The following is a 19647-nucleotide window of genomic DNA, read 5'->3' as shown; positions in this document are numbered from 1 at the left end:
GTTCTTCGGCCCCAGCCTGTTGGTTTGGGGGTGGCAGGGTTGGCTTGGGCTTCCAAAAAACCGCTACGAGCACATCCATGTGCGCTTCTTTCGGGCCATCCTTGGCCCTCAACATTTTTTGGAAGCCCAAGCCAACCCTGCTTTCCTGACTCCGCACAATATCTAATCCAAACAACGAATTCCGGCACTCGCCTCTATCTTTGCGAACACCACTCCGGAGATCGTTGCGCGAGTGGGTGGTCCCTCCCAAAAATCTCGGAGGCCATGGATGGCCGGAGCGAAGCGCACATGGATGTGCTCGTAGCGTTTTTGGGGAGGGACCACCCACTCGTGCGTAGCACCGAACTTGCAAGCTAGGTGCCCAAGCTAAACTCAAGCACCCACGTTAAGAACAACCTTCCCGGTAGCCCGGCGCCCCGACAACGCACCCAATGCCTCAGCATACTGCTCGAACTCGAACACCTCGCTGACTTTCGGGTCGATTTTGCCTTCAGCGTAAAGCTTCAGAAGCTCCATCATATTCTGAGCACTAACCTCAGGCTCACGCTGCGTAAAGCTGCCCCAGAACACACCCACTATCGAGCACCCCTTCAGCAACGCCAGATTTGCCGGTACTTTCGGGATATCACCGGCCGCAAAACCGATGATCAGGTGACGGCCATTCCAGGCCATCGAGCGCAGCGCCTGTTCGGTGAAGTCGCCGCCTACCGGGTCGTAGACCACATCCACACCCTTGCCCTTGGTCAGCTTCTTGACCGCATCCTTTACTGACTCTTCGGAATAATTGATCAGCTCATCAGCACCCGCTTCTTTGGCTACCGCCAGCTTTTCCGCGGTACTGGCAGCCGCAATCACCTTGGCGCCCATCGCCTTACCTAGCTCAATGGCAGCCAGCCCTACACCACCACTGGCACCCAGGACCAACAAAATCTCTCCCGGCTGAATATTGGCGCGCTGTTTTAACGCGTAATAAGATGTGCCGTAGACCATCATGAAACCAGCCGCTTTTTCATAAGGCATGCCTTCAGGCAACGGCAGCAAGTTCGATTCCGGTGCGACGACCTCTTCAGCAAAAGCGCCCCAACCGGTCAGCGCGGCCACGCGATCACCCGGTTTGAAACGGGTAACTTTATCGCCCACTTCAACCACCTCACCTGCAAGCTCTCCGCCGGGTGAAAATGGCATTGGTGGCTGCAACTGGTACTTGCCTTGAATAATCAGCGTATCCGGGAAATTCAAACCCGCAGCCTTTACCCGAACCTTAACCCCCCGGCCCTTCGCCTCGGGGCTAGGTACATCTTCGATAACCAGATTTTCAGCCGGGCCATATTCTTTGCACAGAATTGCTTTCATGATCTCTCCAAGGCAATCAGGTGTTCAGGCCTTTGCCCGCACACCCCATCCAACAGGTTGATGCTTATTATTGACCGATCTCAAGCTAAACAGAGTTGCTTCATGAAGCAAATCAAGTTCGCTTATCTAGCTTAATAAACCCTGCTAATATTGCCATTGCCTTGCGAGATCTTGTCAAAACGCGCCATATCGGATGAATTTCCAAGCGGTTTCGGCTATTCTTCGCCCTGCTCGTTCCGAATACTTCGGCCCAAGACCTTCGCTGCCCAGAGCTCACCATGTTTGACATCATCTACGCGCTTGAAATGATTGGCATCGTGGCGTTTGCCATTTCCGGAATGATCGTAGCGCGCTCGAAAAACATGGATCCCGTCGGCGTGTTTGCCATCGGTTTCATCACCGCGCTTGGCGGCGGCACGCTGCGGGATTTGATGATGGACAATCACCCGCTGTATTGGATCAAACATCAGGAACAGCCGATTTTGATTCTGGGCATGGCGATTGTGTTCAGCTACTGGAGCCGTGCCCATAGTCTGAAAGAGTCCCGCATCGTTTTTCCGGATGCCATTGGTCTGGGGATTTTCTCGATATTGGGCGCTCAGCTTGCGCTGGACTTGGGGCATTCGTGGTTTATAGCATCGATGCTCGGCGTGATGACCGGCACCTTCGGTGGTGCTCTGCGCGATACACTGTGCAATGAAGTGCCCTTTATTTTCCGGAAGGACCAGATTTACGCGTCCATTTCATTCGCTGGCTGCTGGCTGTATTTCGTGTGCCAATGGCTGCTGGAAAGCGAAACCACCGCCTTGACCATTGGCCTGCTGTTTATCGTTTTGGTGAGAATGCTGGCCGTGCGCTTTGATATCCGCCTGCAGCGTGACCAGACTCATAACTGAGCACGAAATCACCACTTGGCGCAGCGCCTTCTAGCCGGTAACATTGCCTTTTTTTCACGCAGATCGCTTTTTTTTCCGCATTTAATCAGATTTTTCACACCCTCAACCCCAGGCACCCCGAGAGGCAGACCCACGTCATGCTTGAACGACTGTTTCAACTCAAAGCCCACGGCACCAATGTTCGTAAAGAAGTCATCGCAGGGATCACCACCTTCCTGACCATGGCCTACATCATTGTGGTCAACCCCAGCATGCTGTCAGCAACCGGCATGGATTTCGGCGCCGTGTTTGTTGCAACCTGTCTTGCAGCCGTCATTGGCACCCTGATTATGGGCCTATGGGCCAATTACCCCATCGCCCTGGCTCCGGGTATGGGCTTGAACGCGTTTTTTGCCTTCACTGTTGTGGGCAGCATGGGTTACAGCTGGCAGGTCGCGCTGGGCGCGGTGTTCATCTCGGGCTTCCTGTTCTTCATGCTGAGCATTTTCAAGGTTCGGGAATGGATCATTAACAGCATTCCGCTATCCTTGCGCTTTGGTATCTCCGCCGGTATCGGCTTCTTCCTGGCGCTGATCGCTTTGAAAAACGCCGGCATCGTGGTGGATCATCCCGCTACGCTGGTCAGCATGGGCGATGTCACAGCTCCGGAAAGCCTGCTGTTCTTTGGTGGTTTCATCCTGATCTGTGCACTGGCGTACCGTCAGGTGACCGGTGCCGTGATGATCGGCATTATCGCGGTAACCGCGGTTGCCATGATGCTTGGTATGGTTGAGTACAACGGCTTCATGTCTGCGCCGCCCAGCCTGGCGCCTACCTTTATGCAGCTGGATCTGGCGGGTGCCCTGAACATCGGCATGATCAGCGTCATTTTTGCCTTCCTGTTTGTGGATCTGTTCGACACCTCCGGCACCCTGGTCGGCGCTGCTCAGCGTGGTGGCCTGCTGGATAAAGACGGAAAACTGCCTCGCTTGGGCCGCGCCCTGATGTCGGATTCGGTCGCTACTATGTCCGGTGCAGCCCTCGGCACCTCGACCACAACCAGTTATGTAGAATCGACTGCAGGTATCGCCGCCGGTGGCCGCACCGGCCTGACCGCCGTGGTTGTGGCTGGCCTGTTCCTGGCCTGCTTGTTGTTTGCGCCTATCGCCAGTGTTATCCCTGCCTATGCCACAGCGCCCGCGCTGGTTTATGTCGCCTGCCTGATGGCCAGCGGCCTGAAACTCATCGATTGGGACGACATCACCGATACCGCACCGGCCATCGTGACGGCACTGATGATGCCACTAACCTTCTCCATTGCTCACGGCATCGCACTGGGCTTCATTACCTACGTGGCCGTTAAAGCTCTGGCCGGTAAGTGGTCCGATCTCAACTGGAGCGTGACCGTTATTGCGCTTGTTTTCGTACTGAAATTCATTTTCCTGGATGTGGCGTAAGCCGCATCCCGATCAGGTGAGTTATGGATTATTTTTCCCAGAGCATTAAACAGGCCATCCGCACCGTTCCAAACTGGCCCAAAGAAGGCGTGTCGTTTCGTGACATCACCACGGTTCTGCAAGACAAAACCGCCTTTCGCAAGCTGATCGATGCCTTTGTCCATCGCTACCACGGCCAGCAAATCGATGCCGTCGCTGCGGTGGACGCTCGCGGCTTCATCATCGGTTCCGCGTTGGCTTATGAACTGAACGCCTCGCTCGTGCTGGTACGCAAGAAAGGCAAGCTGCCGTTCGATACCATGGTCGAAGACTACGAGCTGGAATACGGCACCGCGTCTGTAGAACTGCACAAAGATGCCTTTCACGCCGGCGACAAAGTCGTACTGGTAGATGACCTGATCGCCACCGGCGGCACCATGCTGGCTGCCAGCCGTTTGATCCGCCGCATTGGTGCGGAGATTGTGGAAGTGGCCGCAATGATCGACCTGCCCGATCTGGGCGGTTCCGCCAAGCTGCAGGAAGAAGGCTTGCCGGTTTATACTGTGTGTTCGTTCGAAGGAGAATAATCACACAGTCAGGAGGCGACCATGCCCGGTTATCAACACCTTTGGAAAGACGGCACACCCGTCCATTTACCCCTCGGTAAAATCGTGTGCATTGGTCGCAACTATGCTGAACACGCACGGGAACTGAACAACCCGGTACCCAGCGAGCCGCTGCTGTTCATCAAACCGTCCACAGCAGCGACTCACATCACCCGGCCAATCGAACTGCCTCGAAACCAAGGTCAGGTGCACTTCGAAACCGAACTCGCCGTGCTCATTGGCCGGCCGCTCACCAACGCCTCCGCCAGCGAAGCCGAACTGGCCATTCTTGGTTACGGCCTGGCACTGGACCTGACCCTTCGCGATCTGCAAACCCAACTTAAAGAGAAAGGCCATCCGTGGGAGCGCGCCAAAGCCTTCGACGGTGCCTGCCCGCTGTCTCCCTTTGTGCCAGCCGACAAACTGCCCAGAGACAACATTCACTTCACGCTCGATGTTAATGGTCACAGGCAACAGACCGGCGATACCCGTGATATGCTCAATACCATAGTGCCCCTCATTGCCCACATGAGTAGTCAGTTCTCGTTACTACCGGGTGATGTGGTCCTGACCGGTACCCCGAAAGGCGTTGGCCCACTGGAAATCGGCCAAACCTTGTCTTTAGAGCTGGAGGATGTACTGTTTGTGGAAACCAATGTCGTCTGAGCCGTAGCTCCGAGGGCTTCGGTTAAACTTCTGAGTTAGGGAACTTGCACGTCATTATGGCTAAGAAACCCGTAACCTCACGTTCAGGTCGTTTCCTCAAGCTGGCTGGCATGACCGCCTCGGTGGCCAGCGAATACGCCGGCCAGAAAGCCCGAGGCCTGTTTCGCACCGTAGACGATGAGGGCGCCCGAAGCGAAAGCTACACCCGCATGGCGAGTCAGATTGCCGACACCCTCGGCGAAATGAAAGGCGCGGTCATGAAGGTTGGCCAGATCGCCTCCCAGACTCAGGATTTTTTGCCTAAAGAGTTTTCAGACGCCTTAGAGAAACTGCAGAAAGAAGCGCCTCCCATGCCCTTCGAGGTCATCCTGAAGCAGGTAGAAACCGAACTGGGCAAACCCGTCAACGAACTCTTCGAATACCTGCAGGAAGCCCCTTACGCCTCGGCCTCCATCGGCCAGGTCCACCGCGCCCGCATGCACGATGGCACAGACGTCATTGTGAAAGTGCAGTATCCCGGTGTGGACGAATCCTGCGATTCCGACCTGAAACAACTGCGCATGGCGTTAAAACTCGGCGGCCTGCTGAAAATGCCGAAAGAAAGCGTTGATCTGCTGTTCGGTGAAATTCGGGAACGGTTAAAGGAAGAACTGGATTACGAGAACGAAGCGCAAAACCTCAAAATCTTTGGCGAATTCCACAAAGACCAACCTTGGGTGATCATTCCGAAGGTTATCGATAGCCACTCCACACGCCGGGTTTTGACGCTGAAATTGGTCGAAGGCGACCACATCAGCAAGGTCACTTCTGACCGCTACAATCAGGAAACCGTGAACCTTATCGGCCACCGTATCTTCACCATCATGGCCGATCAGTTGTTCCGCTTCCAGTGCATCCACGGCGATCCACACGCTGGCAATTTCGCCTACCGCCCGGACGGCACCATCGTCATGTACGATTTTGGCTGCGTGAAGAAACTGAAGCCGGAGATTGTCGAGGCTTACCGGAACGCGCTCATCTCGGCACTGGAAGAAGACTATGCAAGCCTCGATCGATACCTGATCGATTTAGGTGCTCGTGTAAGCAGCCAGCCGGCTATCGACGAAGCCTACTACGCCATGTGGCGGGATATTTTGATCGTACCCTTTGTGGATGAAGAACCTTATGACTTCGCGGAAGCGGATATCCACAAGCAGGTAGCCGCAAAAACGAGTACGGTCTTTAAATACTTGGACTCTTTTAAGCCGCCCGTGGAGAGTATTTTCATAGACAGGATGATTGCCGGGCACTACTGGATGCTGAAGCGCCTGGGTGTGCAGGCTGCGTTCAAAACTGAGCTGGAGAAATATCTGCAGACTTGAGGTGCAAGCCCTGACGGTGAAGGCTTGCCAAAAACCGCTCCTTCGGCACGTCCATGTGACGCTTCTGCTCCGCCATCCATGGCTCCGCACATTTTTGGCAAGCCTTCACCGCCAGGGCTCCAAAGTTAGTGCATCGACTCTAACCCAGCAGCTCCACCCATTCTGCGAGACCTTCACTGGCGCCTTTTCGGATTACCCGCGCCCGAGAAACCGAGGCTGGCTCGCCCGGGTCGATGACCGTAATCGGCACATCAAAGTCCACTTCATGAACCAAACCGGCAGCCGGATAGACTTGCAGCGATGTGCCTACAATCAACAAGCGATCAGCCGTCCGCACCACTTCAGCCGCGGCTTCAAGCATCGGCACTTCTTCGCCAAACCAGACGATGTGGGGGCGCAGCTGGCCGCCCCGGTCACAGGTGTCACCGGGCTGGATATCGCGGTAACCGATATCGTAAACCAGCTCAGGATCAACCGTGCTTCTCGCTTTGGTCAGCTCGCCATGCAGATGCACCACATTGGTTGAACCGCCCCGCTCGTGGAGGTTATCAACGTTCTGGGTAACGACCGTTACGCGATACCGGCTTTCAAGATCTGCCAATAGGCGGTGGGCCGGGTTAGGCTCGACTTCCTGCAGCTGCCGGCGCCGTTCGTTGTAGAACCGGAGCACCAAGTCCCGGTTCCGTTCGAAAGCTTCCGGCGTGGCGACGTCGTACACACTGTGCTTTTCCCACAGTCCGTCGTTGTCCCGGAAGGTGGAAAGACCGCTTTCGGCGCTGATACCCGCGCCAGTGAGTACAACGATATGCTCTTTCATCAGTCGAATATCTTCCCTGGATTCATAATGCCGTTAGGATCAAACGCCAGTTTAATCCCCTTCAGGTAAGCGATTTCAGCTTCGCTGCGGGTGTACTGCAAGTAGGGTTTCTTGGTCATGCCCACGCCGTGCTCTGCCGACACACTGCCCTGATAGCGTTCAACGATTTCAAACACCCACTTGTTCACCTGCTGGCACTTCTCGAAGAAGTCTTCTTTCGCCATGTCTTCAGGTTTTAGGATATTCAGGTGCAGGTTGCCGTCACCAATGTGACCGAACCAGATGATTTCGAAGTCCGGGTAATGCTCGGTGACTACGCTGTCGATTTCCTGCAGGAAGCCCGGCACCTTGGAAACCACCACAGAAATGTCGTTCTTGTAGGGAATACGCGGAGCGATGGACTCGGAAATCCGCTCCCGTAGCTGCCACAAACTGTTGGCCTGGGTTTCACTCTGGCTAATCACGCCATCCAGCACCCAACCTTTTTCGACACATTCTTCAAACAACGCCATGGCGTCGTCCATGACCTGATCGGACACAGCCTCGAATTCAAGAAGCGCATAGTACGGCGCTTCGGTTTCAAACGGTGCCTGCACCTGGCCGTGGGCAAGTACGTGCTGCATGGCCTGATGGGAGAAAAACTCGTAAGCGGTCAGGTCCAGTTTGCTCTGGAACGACTGCAGCACATCCATGGTGTTGACCAGATCGTTCAAACCCAGCACCAGCACGGTCAGGTTGTCCGGCTTGCGGGTCAGTTTCATAGTGGCTTCGGTGATGAAACCCAAAGTGCCCTCTGCGCCAATGAACAGGTGACGCAGGTCGTAGCCGGTGTTGTTCTTGGCCAGATCTTTGTTCAGGTCAAGAATGTCACCCTTACCGGTGACGACCTTCAGGCCAGCGACCCAATCACGGCTCATGCCGTAGCGAATCACCTTAATGCCACCGGCGTTGGTAGACAGGTTGCCACCCAGCTGGCTCGAACCGGCAGAGGCGAAGTCCACGGGGTAATACAGGCCATTTTCTTCCGCGAAGTTTTGCAGTTGCTCGGTAACAACCCCGGCCTGGCAGCGCACGGTACGATCACTGGCGTTGAAATCCAGCACCTGGTTCATGTTGTCAAACGCCACCACGATCTCGCCGTTGGCCGCGACAGCGCCTGCGCTCAAACCGGTACGCCCACCAGACGGCACCAAACCAATGTTGTTCTCGTTGGCGAACCTGACCACGGCCTGCACCTGTTCGGTGGTTTTCGGCAGGACAATGGCCAGCGGCTTCGGTGGATAAATCTTGGTCCAGTCCTTACCGTAGGTGTCCAGATCGGAAGGATCAGTCAAAACTTTGCCCGGGTTCTCGGCGGTAGTAACCAGTTCTTCAAGGGCGGCAATGATCTGTTCGGAACTCATGAGCGTGTCGGTCTCGTCAGGTTTGGGCTCTGGTTTGATCAAAATCAACACAAATAGAGTTGATCCAGGCAAACCGGCGCACTGTGAAAATCGAACTTTATGGTATCATACCGCCCCTGTTCTGTGAGCTAGGCTGACGATCCCTGGCCGCAGGTCATTTCACGTGACGAAAGGTTCGGAAGCACGCCCATGTCAAATACGTCTCTCGAAAAGAGCAAAATCCGGATCCTGCTGCTGGAAGGCGTCCATCAATCTGCCATTGATACCCTGAACGCTGCGGGCTACACCAATATTGAGTACCTGACCCACTCACTCGCTGAAGAAGAGCTGATCGAGAAAATTGCCGATGCGCATTTTGTTGGTATCCGCTCTCGCACCCAGTTGACTGAGAAAGTATTTGAAGCCGCCAAGAAACTGGTTGCTGTGGGCTGTTTCTGCATCGGAACCAATCAGGTGAACCTGCAGGCCGCAACACGCCGCGGTATTGCAGTATTCAACGCTCCCTTCTCTAATACTCGCTCCGTTGCAGAACTGGTACTGGCTCAGGCCATCCTGTTGTTGCGCGGCGTACCAGAAAAGAGCGCTAAAGCACACCGCGGTGAATGGCTGAAGTCTGCTAAAGACAGCTACGAAATCCGTGGCAAGAAGCTCGGCATCATCGGTTACGGTAACATCGGCACTCAGTTCAGTGTTCTGGCTGAAAGCCTGGGCATGGACGTGTATTTCTACGACGTAGTTTCCAAACTGCCGATCGGTAACGCGACTCAGGTTGGTTCTCTGAAAGAACTGCTGAACATCGCCGACGTGGTTTCCCTGCACGTGCCGGAAACACCGTCTACCAAGTACATGTTCAAAGCGGAGCAGCTGGCACAGATGAAGCCCGGCTCCATCCTGATGAACGCTTCACGCGGCACCGTTGTAGACATCGATGCTTTGGCCGACACGCTTCGTTCCGGCAAGCTGCTGGGCGCCGCCATTGACGTGTTCCCGGTTGAGCCCAAGTCCAACGACGAAGAGTTTGTGTCTCCCCTGCGCGAGTTCGACAACGTGATCCTGACCCCGCACGTGGGCGGTTCCACCATCGAAGCTCAGGAAAACATCGGTCGCGAAGTGGCCGAGAAGCTCGCGATGTACAGCGATAACGGTACCTCTGTTTCTTCCGTCAACTTCCCGGAAGTGGCTCTGCCATCGCATCCGGATCAGCACCGTTTGCTGCACATTCACGAGAACGTGCCGGGCGTTATGTCCGAAATCAACCAGGTGTTCTCCGAAAACAACATCAACATCTGTGGCCAGTACCTGCAAACCAAAGAAGACATTGGTTACGTGGTTGTTGATGTGGATAAAGCCTACGGCGAGCTGGCACTTCAGAAGCTGCGCGAGGTTAAGGGCACTATCCGTACCCGCGTACTGTTCTGATGTAAGCCCTACAGGGCATTCAGGCACAAAAAAACCGGAACAGTGTTCCGGTTTTTTTGTGCCTGAATAAGGCTTACTGCGGAGCGCGCAGCAACAGGTTCGGTGATCCGGCCTTAATACCGCTCAGCACATTTCCGGTACCGAGATTGATCACCGCATCCGTCACCTCTGCCGGTGTCAAACCTGGCTGTTCCGCCAGGATCAACGCCGAAACACCCGCTACGTGAGGTGAGGCCATCGAGGTGCCGCTGATGGTGTTGGTTTGGTTATCCCCTTCGTGCCAGGCAGCCGTAATGTCAGAGCCCGGAGCGAAAATATCCAGACACTGGCCGTGGTTTGAAAAGGAAGAACGCTGGTCGTCACGGGTGGTGCTGCCCACAGTGATCGCAGGCTCAACGCGATTTGGTGAACCACCGCAGGCATCCGCATCGTCGTTACCCGCTGCCACAACGAAGGTCACACCTTCTTCGATGGCACCGCGAACCGCGTTATCCAGGGCATCAGAAGCACCACCACCCAAAGACATGTTCGCAACGGCTGGCGCCTGGTGATTTGCCGCTACCCAGTCAACGCCTGCAATCACATCTGCATTGCTACCCGCACCCGAGCAATCCAGAACACGCACAGCTGCCACAGAAGCCTGCTTGGCAACCCCGTAGGTTGACCCAACCGACGTACTGGCTACGTGGGTACCGTGGCCGTTACAGTCGGTGGTGTCGGTCGCATCCGTTGAGCCACCCAGATTGAGAAGCGGACCCACCAAAGGTAACGCGCCCAATCCGAGCAGGCCGGCATCGTTAACCGCAAAATTACGACCTTCAATAACACGGCCAGCAAACTCTTGATGGGTATCGCGAAGCCCGGTATCGATCACATAAACATTCACACCGGCACCGCCAGATGCGGGGTAACTGTACTGATCATCCAACGGCAGTACCGTTTGATCAATTCGATCCAGGCCCCAAGTGGCATTTGACTGGCTTGCGGTATTCGCCGCAACAACACGGTCCTGCTCCACCTTAAGAACGCCCGGCAACGAAGACAACAGGCCCGCCTGCTGCTCGGTGAGCGCCAAGGCCGCGCCCGTCAGCGCAGTCTGGTACACATGCACCACTTCACCACCCCCTACAGCCATCAGAAGCGACTGAATACCGGCGGTCAAATCGCCCAGGCCCAACAGTTCTGGCAGAGCCGGATCGAGCGTGACGATGTAGCGGCCAGGAATTGCATCTCCCGCCTGCAGTGTTACCGACTGACTTGCATCGTTCGTCGATTCTGTCAGGCCAAGCGCATCAAACAATCCAGCGTGGGCGGGTGCTGCGGAAAGTAGGCAAGCGCTTAAACCGGCAGCGGTGATCAGTGCATGCTTTTTCATAGGATACTGCTCTCTTGTTGTATTTAACTGAACGAGTGAACATGACATATTGTGAGCTTGTTCACAGTACCTGATCGGGCCAACTCAAAAACCCGCTGCCCAAATAAAAAAAGCTTCACAACCCGAAGGTGGTGAAGCTTTTTAAAATCCGGCAGCGCCGGTTTTTCATGCGGTTCTATTCAGAACGAATTGAGCTTACTGCATGGGTACCAGCGTCAGCTCAACACGACGGTTCTGTTCACGGCCCGCAGCCGTTTCATTAGAGGCAATCGGCGAACGCTCACCGTAACCGGTCGCACGGGTACGACGAGGTTCAATGCCCTGATTCATCAGGAAATCACGAACCGAAGAAGCCCGGCGCTCGCTCAACAGCTGGTTATAACTGTCACGGCCGGTGCTATCGGTGTGGCCATCAATCTGAATGATGGTTTTATCGAATTCCTTCAGCACCAACGCAACCGACTCCAGGGTGCCGACAAATCCCGGGCGGATGCTCGACTGGTCTGTGTTAAACGTAATATTGCCCGGCATCACCAATTCGATCTGGTCGCCATTACGCACCACACGCACCCCGGTGCCTTCCAGCCTCTGTCGCAGCTGAGCTTCCTGACGGTCCATGTAGTAACCGATACCACCACCGACAGCGGCACCACCGGCGGCACCAATCAATGCTCCTTTACCACGATCGCTTTTGCTGGACGTGGCCGCGCCAATCGCTGCGCCACCCAAGGCACCGATGATGCTGCCCTTCGTGGCGTTCGATGTTTTCTCTTCCCCGGTATAAGGGTCGTAGGTCATGCAGCCACTCAGGCCAACCGTCGCAACGGCAAAGGCAAGGATAGTCTTCTTCATCACAAACTCCTGATGCTGTTAGTTTGGTATCCGGCCAGTCCTGACCGTATTACTGCGAGAACGTATCAATAATGGTATTGAATACCGTCGCCTGCAAATCTTTGGCCTCATTGACCAGGTGATGACGCCCATCCGGAATGGTGCGCTCGTTCACTGACGAAAACTTGTTTCGAATGATCCGCAGATTGTGTTGCCAGTCGACGGTCAGGTCTTTTTCACCCTGAACAACCGTTACCGGGAAGTCCACCGGCCGTGCCGATTCAATGTGTGGCACCCACTTCCGCAATGCCGTCACCCAATCCACGTGCACAGCCCGAGCCTGCAGAGGATCATGTTCCCGAAGAAACTTCAGGAAACGAGTATTGCTGCTGTTCTGCCCAAACGCCCTGCGCCATCGACTCAGGAACGGGCGCGCCACACTGTGCAACATCTTGGCACCCAGCCAACCCATGGGCCGCACCAACGGTGCCAACAGCACGACCTTGCGGAACGCAGAGGTTTCCTGGTTGTGATGGTTAGATAACAGATAGTCGATCAAAATCGCGCCACCTGTGCTCTGACCAACCGCGAACCACGGCCCCCGAATTTTATCCTCTACCTGCGCCATAACCGCGGACAAAACCGCCTGATACTCCAGAAAGCTGCCGATCGCTGCCGGCGTGCCACTGGATAAACCATGGCCGGGTTGATCGTAGGCAAGCACATCGAAACCAGCGCCAAGACACCGGTCAATGAGCTGGGTATAAAGCCCAACGTGATCAAAGTAGCCGTGCAATATAAACACGGTTCCCTTCGACTCAACGGTTTCCGGCAACCGGAAGTAATGCACCATGACTTCATGATGCTGAGCCTGAATGTAGCCTTGGTGATAGGTTACTTGCGGATGTTCCACCCACAAGTCCAAACCGTAAAACCGACAATAGGCTTCCATCTCGGAACTCAGTTCCCGGGGCTCCTGCGGATTGAACGGCTCCAGCCGTTCAAGCAATGAGTGCCTGTCCCAGTTCGGTATTTCTATGGTATCTGTTTTCCAGTACACGTAGAGTTAAACGCCTGTCATGTGTCAATAAATGAAGATCATCCTAACGCATTCACCGGGGAGAGCACAGATGTTCCAACTGCTTCTTGAAGCCAGCTTGCGGCAGATAATGTACCGATGCGTGCGCCCATTGCTGTCGAATGGCGTCTCGCTCGACCTGCAACGAAAGCTGATTCGCCAAGCTTACCGAACCTCAGTGCCTCCCCGAAGCGTGCGATTCACCAGAGACACTTTGGGCCATGTACCGGTGTTGCGCGCGCAGGCGAAAACCTGCTCGGCAGGCACCGTCGTGTACCTGCACGGCGGCGGATACATCCTGGGCTCTGCGGCTACGCACAAAGGTATTGCCGGTCAGCTGGCAAAACTGACCGGCTGCGAAGTGATCATTCCTGATTATCGGTTGGCACCAGAACATCCGTATCCAGCAGCCCCCGATGATGCAGAAACGGTGATCCAATCCCTGATTCAGGAAGGGAAACCCGCTGAAAAAATGGCTATAGCGGGCGATTCCGCAGGTGGCGGGCTGGCATTGGTGTTAGCAATGCGCTTGCGGGAGCAGGGTCACGCTTTGCCCTCATCTATTACGTGTTTTTCACCTTGGACGGATTTGACCAGCCAGCAGCTTTACGCCCCCGAATGCGAACCGGTTCTTCACGGCAGCTGGGTTTTCAAGGCGGCTAAAATGTATGCTGCCAGCGAAGCCTTGACCAATCCGATGATTTCGCCCGTCTTTGGCGATTTGACGGGCCTACCACCGACGTTGATTCAGGTGGGTAGTCAGGAAATCTTGCTCAATGACGCAACACGCCTGGCCGAGTCTGCTAAAGCGGCCGATGTCGATGTCACACTCGAAATCTACAACGATCTCTGGCACGTGTTTCAGACCCACAGTGCCCAACTGCAACGCGCCGCCGATGCCCTTGTCGTTGCAGCTAAACACATCAGGCGTCATCTGGCAGAGTAACGTCGCCTCGCAGCAGGGCCTCTTTTCGTGCTCTCGGCCAGCGTTTAACTTGCCACTCCAACCGGGATGCCCGGCTCCGGTCACCCGCCACTGCGTGAAACTCCAGCGTCAACGGGCCTTTGCCCCACAAGCTGCGGGCGCCCTTCGGAGCGCCCGCCTGATGCTCGGAAAAACGTCGGGGTACGTCTGTGGTTATCCCCGTGTACAAGCTGCCAGCCGCCGTTCGCACCAGGTACAGATGCCACTGGTCAGCCATGGTCCAAACCTTGAGTTCGCGCCTGAACTTTCTTTTGCTGCAACCACAAGCCAGCGATGATCAATACCAGCCCGATGTAGGTGGACGGCAGAATCACTTCTCCCAAAATGAAGTAGATAAACACCAGCGACAGAAACGGCGCAATGAAAATCAAATTACTGACTTTTGCCGTATTTTCTGCCTTTTTCATGGCTTGGGACCACAAAATAAACGCAATTCCCATTTCAAAAACACCGATGTAAACCGCCGCCGAGAGCGATCCCAGCCCCGAAAACTCGAACCCGACGGTGTACCCGCACACCAAAGCAATCACCGGCAAACCAAACAGAAAGTTCAGAAACAGCCCAACCACAGGATCACGAGTATCTCGTGTCGCGATGATCCAGTACGACGCCCAAACCAATGTGCTGCCCAGTGCGAGGGCAACCCCTAGCGGGTCTGAAAAATTCAACGATGTCACCGCGCCCCGAGTCGCAATCACCACAACACCTGCATAACACACCAACCCCGCCACTATGTCGATACGGCGCAACTTCTGCCCCAAAAAGGGAACCGACAGGTAGGCCAGCACTAGTGCCCAGGTGTAATTCAGCGGTTGAGCCTCCTGCGCAGGCAGCCGGTCAAACGCGCCAAACAACAGAAAGTAATACAGGCACGGGTTGATCAGGCCCATCCCGATCGATTGCAGGTACTGGGTTTTGCTGAGTTGAAAAACCTGCTGCCACCGCCCCATTATTACCAGCGCCACAGCCATCACGACAATGGAAGCCGAGCCCGCCACTAGCAACATCTGCACAGGTGCCAGATCCGCCAACGCCAATTTGAACGCGGTTGCCACAGTGGACCACAGCAACACGGTAGCCAGGCCGTACATCATGGCCTGCTTCTGATTTTTCATCACTTCTGCTCCAGAGAGGATTCCAGCCAACGGTAGAGGGTTCGCCTGTTAATACCCAAAATTTGCGCAGCACGGCGTTTATTACCTTCCACCGCGGTCATCACCTGGCGTACATAGCTTTGCTGCAAGGCGTCCAAGGTGGGCCATTCTGGGATATTTGTACCTTCCAGGTCTATCGCATTCCGGTGAAACGTGCCTTGACGCTTGCGAATACGCTCTGGCAAATGCTCAGGCTGGATCGTATCGCCTCCGCAAAAGGTGACCGCTCTTTCGATCGCACTTGAAAGCTCCCGCACGTTGCCGGGGAACGGGTAATCCCGGAGCACCCGCAGCGCTACCTCACTAAACTTGATAAAACCGCGACCGTGCCTCAGGCACGCTTCCTTGAGGAAATGCATCGCCAGCAATTCCACATCTTCGCCCCGTTCCCGCAACGGCGGTACAGAAAGCGACAGGGTTTCAAGCCGATAGTAGAGGTCTTCCCGAAAGGTCCCTTCCTCAACCGCCTTCATCAGATTTACGTGAGTGGATGCCAGGACGCGCACATCGACGGCCTCTTCGTGGTCCGCGCCTACGGGTTTGATCGCGCCTTCCTGCAATACCCGAAGCAGCTTGGCCTGAAGCGCCATGGGCATTTCGCCAATCTCATCCAGCAACAAGGTGCCGCCGCTGGCTTCGGCAAATAACCCTTTGCGTGCCTGCCGTGCACCGGTAAAAGCACCGGCTTCATGGCCAAAGAATTCGCTTTCCATCAGATCCGGCGGAATGCCTGCACAGTTAACCGCCAAGAATGCCTTTTCCGAACGCTCACTCTGGTTATGGATCGCATGAGCAACCAACTCTTTCCCGGTGCCACTCTCGCCATGAATCAGAACGGCCGCCTGACTGAATGCAACCTGCCTTATTTCAGTTCGCAAACGCTCCATCGCTGAACTGTCACCCACCAACCCCATATTCAACTCGCCGTATTGGCGGGACTGGATCTCGGCCAGTTGCCGGTTAATATCGGCCTGAGCCAGCAGTCTTTTTATTTTCAGACGCAGGTGATCCGTGGACAACGGCTTGGTCAGAAAATCATCCGCCCCCGCCTGCAACGCTTCGACAGCTTGATCAACCGTGCCGAAGGCGGTGATAACGATAAACGGAATCCCGGGGTGCTCCGCTTGCTGAAAAGCCAGCACCTGCATGCCATCGCCATCGGGCAACCGAAGGTCTGAAACGATCAACGCCGGGCGCTGCTCTTTCAGGGCTTTGCGTGCATCCTGAACTGTTGCCGAACCGACAACGGCGTAGCCATCCGCTTCCAGCTCCTCGGTCAGCAGCTGTCCCAGACTCGGGTCATCTTCTATCAGCAAAACCAGCGGTGCGTTTTCCGACCTCATATCGCCTCCTTCGGAAAATAAAGACTCATTCGACAGCCGCCCAGCTCACCGTCTGCCACCTCTACCCGGCCACCATGTTCTTTCAGAACACTGCTGACCACCGCAAGACCAAGTCCCGTTCCCTCGCCTGCGGCGCGTGTACTGTAAAAGGGCTCGAACACCCGTGCACGCTGTTCTTCCGGTATGCCCGGGCCATCATCGTCTACTCGAACTTCCCAGCAATCACCGGCATCGTGGGCTGAAACCTTTAGCTGGCTCCGGGCCGACTGACAGCCATTGCGGATCACATTCAGGCATGCGAGCCCTGCCCGCAGCGGCTCGGCTCGCACGGCCATAGCCTGATCAAGCCCTTCAGTGACCAGCCCGGGCGTATCGCAACGGCTGTCTTCTGCAACCCATGTCATGACGTCCGCAAGAACCGATGACAGGTCAAGCGAGCGGCGAGAATCCGGTACATGGCGAAAACAATCCAGCAGCTGCTGAATGATTGTGGTCATGCGTGTGACCTGATGTTCAATATCGGTGAGATGGCGCTGCTGTGCCTCCGGTAACCCGGAGCGCGCAAGAATTCGGGCGCGCCCCTGTATAACGTTCAAAGGGGCGCCGAGCTCATGGGCCACGCCGCCAGCTACCCGACCAATCATTGCCACCTTTTCCTGGTATTCCAATTGCTCGGCTAAAGCACGCTCTCGAGCAATGCGCCCTTCAATCTCCGATTCTGCCGCCGCCATGCGTCGGCCCAACTTCAGAATGCCACGATGAATCTGCCGAAGTTCCCGCGGGCCGGAAGGCGGAACCGCCAACAGCCAGCGCCCCGGGGCCAGGTTCGCCATGTTTTCCAGTAACCGGCTGACATGCCGCCCCACCGTTCCGTAGTGCCCCAATACCACCACCGCAATCATGATGAAGGAAAATGCGGTCCAAATTGTCACAGCCCACCAGCGCGAGGAAGCCACCAAATCGTGAAAATCACTGCGCTTTCGGGTGACCTGAAGCAACCCCTGAATCCGGCCGTCGTCCCCCACCAAGGGCGTGAAATGGGAAAACACCGATTCGCCATCTACCCGACGAAAGGCACCGCCCAGCTGCCCGCTGGCGATGACCTTTTCGGCACTCGCGCTGTTGGATACGTCCGTGTCGGCAACCCCCAGGCTGGCAACCCGAACGCTGTTCTCATCAAACACCGACGCACCGGAAATTCGGCCAATCTGGAAGATCGACTTTAACGATTCCCCCAACACCAGCTCATCGCCTTGCGCCAACGCGTTGGAGATCGGCCCACTCACGGCTTGCGCCACCAACTCCAGATCTTCTCGCAAACGTTCATTGAGGGCTTTTTCTACTGCCCCCAGCCCTATGTAGATGGCGATACCGCTGAACAGAACCAGCGGTACGACGATGCTCAAGACCAGAGTCAGCTGCAACGACCGGAACATATTCCGAAAGCGCCGGCTAAGAGGAAACATAAACAGCTCCTGTACCAAGGTGTCACAGCATTTCTGACACATGGGGCATTTTGCCACAACCTTCATTACTAACCCTTAACGCCAAAAAACCATAACCGATTGATTTACATAGCATTAAAAACAACCCCAAGGTTGGCATACGCCGTGCTGTACTGAACGCGACATCCACATAAACCGGGCGTTATGTTGATTTGACCCGGTAAGTTCAAGCGAGAGGAGTCTGATCCATGAATAAGCTACTTGTTTCCGTAACCGCATCGTTGGCGCTTCTGGCCGCTACGCCGACCATGGCTCAACAGGAGGGACAACCGAGCCCTGCAAATCCGCAGACCCAAAGCCAGGGCTATGCTGATCCCGCTGCTGCCGGCACCCAAAGCACTAATTTCAGCGATGCACAGCTGAAAGAGTTCATCAAAGCTCAGGACCGTGTCATGAAAGTTCGGGAAGAGTACATCGAGAAGATTGAAGCCGCCGACTCTCAACAGAAGGCTCAGGAGCTTCAGATGAAGGCAAACGACAAAATGGTTTCCGCCATTCAGGACGCCGGCATTGAAATTTCCACCTACAACGCCATCGCGACCGCCTACAGCAGCGAGCCGAAAATCCGCAATCGCGTTGACGCTTTAATGTAAGCCCCAACGGTCAGTTGCCCCGCGTATGCGGGGCCTTTTCACCTTATTGCAACAGTAACGGGCGGGAGATCATTTTGACATCTTCAGCGGCACAGACTTCACCAGCCCGAGCGGTCAGGTCGGCGATAAACCGGGTTTGATCACCCGGCGTTAATGGGTACGCTTTCAAACGATACTTCATACCGATGTCCGTACCCGTAACCGCAACCACCACCGGCTGATAGATTTTGGTCAGTGGGCAGGTATAAATCACATCCCGAAACAGTTCGCGCATGCGAGCAACATCGTGGTTCGGCTCAAGATACAGCTCCGCCACACACATCAGATTGTCAGTTCCGTCATTACTGTTTGCCAGCAGATTGTTCCACAACAAACCGTGGGGAATCACAATGACCGTATCATCCAGCGTGACAATTTCCGCTGCCCGCGTGCCGATAGCTCGCACCTCCCCATACTGTCCATTGATCTCGATCCAGTCTCCCGGCCGGTAAGGCATCTCATACAAGGTGACGATGCCGGCGATCAGGCTGTTGGCGTAATCCTTGAACGCAAAGCCCAGTGCTAATCCAAGCGCGCCAAAAATAGCGAGCATGTTCTCGAACGATGGCTCCACGAGAATCGGCACAACCATCACAACGGTCAGAACAATGATCACCAGCCGGAACAAAGGTACCGAAGCTAATAAATACAACCGAGGTTTGCCGGACAATTTCTGAGCCAGCATGGGGACCAGCTTCTGAATCGCCATAATCAGCAATGAAGCCATCACCACCACTGCAATGGCTTCGATGATGGCACCTGACGTGATGGTGGACAGCGCGTCCTTTAGCCCCAGCTCTTCCATTTTG

The 19647-nt window shown here is 55.4% G+C and carries 19 protein-coding genes; 8 read left to right on the top strand and 11 right to left on the bottom strand.

The window, feature by feature from the left end:
• Window positions 1-372 precede the first annotated feature (372 nt).
• A complete protein-coding gene (locus tag JAO79_RS06575) occupies window positions 373-1353 on the bottom strand; it encodes an NADPH:quinone oxidoreductase family protein (RefSeq protein WP_199006355.1) in 981 nt (326 codons plus the stop codon).
• A 278-nt stretch (window positions 1354-1631) separates the two neighbouring features.
• Between JAO79_RS06575 and JAO79_RS06570 the strand changes: the two genes are divergently transcribed.
• The 5 genes from JAO79_RS06570 (at window position 1632) to JAO79_RS06550 (ending at window position 6296) form a co-directional block, all read left to right on the top strand.
• Window positions 1632-2249, top strand: a complete 618-nt coding sequence (locus JAO79_RS06570) for a trimeric intracellular cation channel family protein (protein WP_199006353.1) — start codon at window positions 1632-1634, stop codon at window positions 2247-2249.
• Between the two features lie 137 nt (window positions 2250-2386).
• On the top strand, window positions 2387-3685 hold the full coding sequence (locus JAO79_RS06565; protein WP_199006352.1) for an NCS2 family permease: 1299 nt from the start codon (window positions 2387-2389) through the stop codon (window positions 3683-3685).
• Window positions 3686-3708: 23 nt separating this feature from the next.
• Complete coding sequence (locus JAO79_RS06560; protein ID WP_199006350.1) at window positions 3709-4251, top strand: adenine phosphoribosyltransferase; 543 nt, start codon at window positions 3709-3711, stop codon at window positions 4249-4251.
• A gap of 21 nt (window positions 4252-4272) precedes the next feature.
• Window positions 4273-4935 (top strand): fumarylacetoacetate hydrolase family protein, encoded by a 663-nt coding sequence (locus tag JAO79_RS06555; protein WP_199006348.1) that lies wholly within the window; start codon window positions 4273-4275, stop codon window positions 4933-4935.
• A 56-nt stretch (window positions 4936-4991) separates the two neighbouring features.
• Window positions 4992-6296, top strand: coding sequence for an ABC1 kinase family protein (locus JAO79_RS06550; RefSeq protein ID WP_199006346.1), 1305 nt, complete (start codon window positions 4992-4994; stop codon window positions 6294-6296).
• 139 nt (window positions 6297-6435) lie between these two features.
• On the opposite strand, the gene JAO79_RS06545 is transcribed toward JAO79_RS06550, so the two are convergent.
• Both JAO79_RS06545 and JAO79_RS06540 read right to left on the bottom strand, forming a co-directional pair.
• Window positions 6436-7113 (bottom strand): SIR2 family NAD-dependent protein deacylase, encoded by a 678-nt coding sequence (locus tag JAO79_RS06545; protein ID WP_199006344.1) that lies wholly within the window; start codon window positions 7111-7113, stop codon window positions 6436-6438.
• Window positions 7113-8516, bottom strand: coding sequence for an FAD-binding oxidoreductase (locus JAO79_RS06540; RefSeq protein WP_199006342.1), 1404 nt, complete (start codon window positions 8514-8516; stop codon window positions 7113-7115). Before JAO79_RS06540 ends, JAO79_RS06545 begins: the two co-directional genes overlap by 1 nt.
• 189 nt (window positions 8517-8705) lie before the next feature.
• On the opposite strand from JAO79_RS06540, the gene serA reads away from it, so the two are divergent.
• Window positions 8706-9935, top strand: coding sequence for a phosphoglycerate dehydrogenase (serA, locus tag JAO79_RS06535; protein ID WP_199006340.1), 1230 nt, complete (start codon window positions 8706-8708; stop codon window positions 9933-9935).
• A gap of 73 nt (window positions 9936-10008) precedes the next feature.
• Here serA and JAO79_RS06530 read toward each other — a convergent pair whose 3' ends face one another.
• From JAO79_RS06530 to JAO79_RS06520, 3 genes are all read right to left on the bottom strand, one after another.
• Window positions 10009-11310, bottom strand: coding sequence for a S8 family peptidase (locus JAO79_RS06530; RefSeq protein ID WP_199006338.1), 1302 nt, complete (start codon window positions 11308-11310; stop codon window positions 10009-10011).
• Between the two features lie 195 nt (window positions 11311-11505).
• The gene (locus tag JAO79_RS06525; protein WP_199006336.1) at window positions 11506-12162 is read right to left on the bottom strand and encodes an OmpA family protein; all 657 of its coding nucleotides are present in this window, start codon (window positions 12160-12162) and stop codon (window positions 11506-11508) included.
• Window positions 12163-12211: 49 nt separating this feature from the next.
• Window positions 12212-13201, bottom strand: a complete 990-nt coding sequence (locus JAO79_RS06520; RefSeq protein WP_199006335.1) for an alpha/beta hydrolase — start codon at window positions 13199-13201, stop codon at window positions 12212-12214.
• A gap of 70 nt (window positions 13202-13271) precedes the next feature.
• Between JAO79_RS06520 and JAO79_RS06515 the strand changes: the two genes are divergently transcribed.
• Window positions 13272-14165: an alpha/beta hydrolase gene (locus tag JAO79_RS06515; RefSeq protein ID WP_199006333.1), complete on the top strand. Its 894-nt coding sequence runs from the start codon at window positions 13272-13274 to the stop codon at window positions 14163-14165.
• Here JAO79_RS06515 and JAO79_RS06510 read toward each other — a convergent pair.
• The 4 genes from JAO79_RS06510 to JAO79_RS06495 are packed head-to-tail and all read right to left on the bottom strand — an operon-like array spanning window position 14143 to window position 18167.
• Window positions 14143-14421: a GIY-YIG nuclease family protein gene (locus tag JAO79_RS06510; protein ID WP_199006331.1), complete on the bottom strand. Its 279-nt coding sequence runs from the start codon at window positions 14419-14421 to the stop codon at window positions 14143-14145. The two genes, JAO79_RS06515 and JAO79_RS06510, sit on opposite strands and share 23 nt — an antisense overlap.
• A complete protein-coding gene (locus JAO79_RS06505) occupies window positions 14414-15319 on the bottom strand; it encodes a DMT family transporter (protein WP_199006330.1) in 906 nt (301 codons plus the stop codon). Before JAO79_RS06505 ends, JAO79_RS06510 begins: the two co-directional genes overlap by 8 nt.
• A complete protein-coding gene (locus JAO79_RS06500) occupies window positions 15319-16701 on the bottom strand; it encodes a sigma-54-dependent transcriptional regulator (RefSeq protein WP_199006329.1) in 1383 nt (460 codons plus the stop codon). The genes JAO79_RS06505 and JAO79_RS06500 overlap by 1 nt, the downstream gene beginning before the upstream one ends.
• Entirely contained in the window at window positions 16698-18167 is a 1470-nt protein-coding gene (locus JAO79_RS06495) for an ATP-binding protein (RefSeq protein ID WP_227664338.1), read from the bottom strand. Before JAO79_RS06495 ends, JAO79_RS06500 begins: the two co-directional genes overlap by 4 nt.
• Before the next feature lie 227 nt (window positions 18168-18394).
• Between JAO79_RS06495 and JAO79_RS06490 the strand changes: the two genes are divergently transcribed.
• Window positions 18395-18799, top strand: coding sequence for a DUF4168 domain-containing protein (locus tag JAO79_RS06490; RefSeq protein WP_199006328.1), 405 nt, complete (start codon window positions 18395-18397; stop codon window positions 18797-18799).
• Between the two features lie 43 nt (window positions 18800-18842).
• On the opposite strand, the gene JAO79_RS06485 is transcribed toward JAO79_RS06490, so the two are convergent.
• On the bottom strand, window positions 18843-19643 hold the full coding sequence (locus JAO79_RS06485) for a mechanosensitive ion channel family protein (RefSeq protein WP_199006327.1): 801 nt from the start codon (window positions 19641-19643) through the stop codon (window positions 18843-18845).
• Window positions 19644-19647: the final 4 nt, after the last annotated feature.

Origin of the sequence: Marinobacter litoralis, from assembly GCF_016427555.1 — a bacterium.
Lineage (GTDB): Bacteria > Pseudomonadota > Gammaproteobacteria > Pseudomonadales > Oleiphilaceae > Marinobacter > Marinobacter litoralis_A.
Note: the sequence above shows the minus strand (reverse complement) of the source record. Positions and strands in the feature narration are given on the sequence as shown.

Excerpts from the sequence above, each read along its gene's own strand:
- JAO79_RS06575 (WP_199006355.1), bottom strand. The coding sequence starts at position 1,353 with ATGAAAGCAATTCTGTGCAAAGAATATGGCCCGGCTGAAAATCTGGTT.
- JAO79_RS06570 (WP_199006353.1), top strand. The coding sequence starts at position 1,632 with ATGTTTGACATCATCTACGCGCTTGAAATGATTGGCATCGTGGCGTTT.
- JAO79_RS06565 (WP_199006352.1), top strand. The coding sequence starts at position 2,387 with ATGCTTGAACGACTGTTTCAACTCAAAGCCCACGGCACCAATGTTCGT.
- JAO79_RS06560 (WP_199006350.1), top strand. The coding sequence starts at position 3,709 with ATGGATTATTTTTCCCAGAGCATTAAACAGGCCATCCGCACCGTTCCA.
- JAO79_RS06555 (WP_199006348.1), top strand. The coding sequence starts at position 4,273 with ATGCCCGGTTATCAACACCTTTGGAAAGACGGCACACCCGTCCATTTA.
- JAO79_RS06550 (WP_199006346.1), top strand. The coding sequence starts at position 4,992 with ATGGCTAAGAAACCCGTAACCTCACGTTCAGGTCGTTTCCTCAAGCTG.
- JAO79_RS06545 (WP_199006344.1), bottom strand. The coding sequence starts at position 7,113 with ATGAAAGAGCATATCGTTGTACTCACTGGCGCGGGTATCAGCGCCGAA.
- JAO79_RS06540 (WP_199006342.1), bottom strand. The coding sequence starts at position 8,516 with ATGAGTTCCGAACAGATCATTGCCGCCCTTGAAGAACTGGTTACTACC.
- serA (WP_199006340.1), top strand. The coding sequence starts at position 8,706 with ATGTCAAATACGTCTCTCGAAAAGAGCAAAATCCGGATCCTGCTGCTG.
- JAO79_RS06530 (WP_199006338.1), bottom strand. The coding sequence starts at position 11,310 with ATGAAAAAGCATGCACTGATCACCGCTGCCGGTTTAAGCGCTTGCCTA.
- JAO79_RS06525 (WP_199006336.1), bottom strand. The coding sequence starts at position 12,162 with ATGAAGAAGACTATCCTTGCCTTTGCCGTTGCGACGGTTGGCCTGAGT.
- JAO79_RS06515 (WP_199006333.1), top strand. The coding sequence starts at position 13,272 with ATGTTCCAACTGCTTCTTGAAGCCAGCTTGCGGCAGATAATGTACCGA.
- JAO79_RS06510 (WP_199006331.1), bottom strand. The coding sequence starts at position 14,421 with ATGGCTGACCAGTGGCATCTGTACCTGGTGCGAACGGCGGCTGGCAGC.
- JAO79_RS06505 (WP_199006330.1), bottom strand. The coding sequence starts at position 15,319 with ATGAAAAATCAGAAGCAGGCCATGATGTACGGCCTGGCTACCGTGTTG.
- JAO79_RS06500 (WP_199006329.1), bottom strand. The coding sequence starts at position 16,701 with ATGAGGTCGGAAAACGCACCGCTGGTTTTGCTGATAGAAGATGACCCG.
- JAO79_RS06495 (WP_227664338.1), bottom strand. The coding sequence starts at position 18,167 with ATGTTTCCTCTTAGCCGGCGCTTTCGGAATATGTTCCGGTCGTTGCAG.
- JAO79_RS06490 (WP_199006328.1), top strand. The coding sequence starts at position 18,395 with ATGAATAAGCTACTTGTTTCCGTAACCGCATCGTTGGCGCTTCTGGCC.
- JAO79_RS06485 (WP_199006327.1), bottom strand. The coding sequence starts at position 19,643 with ATGGAAGAGCTGGGGCTAAAGGACGCGCTGTCCACCATCACGTCAGGT.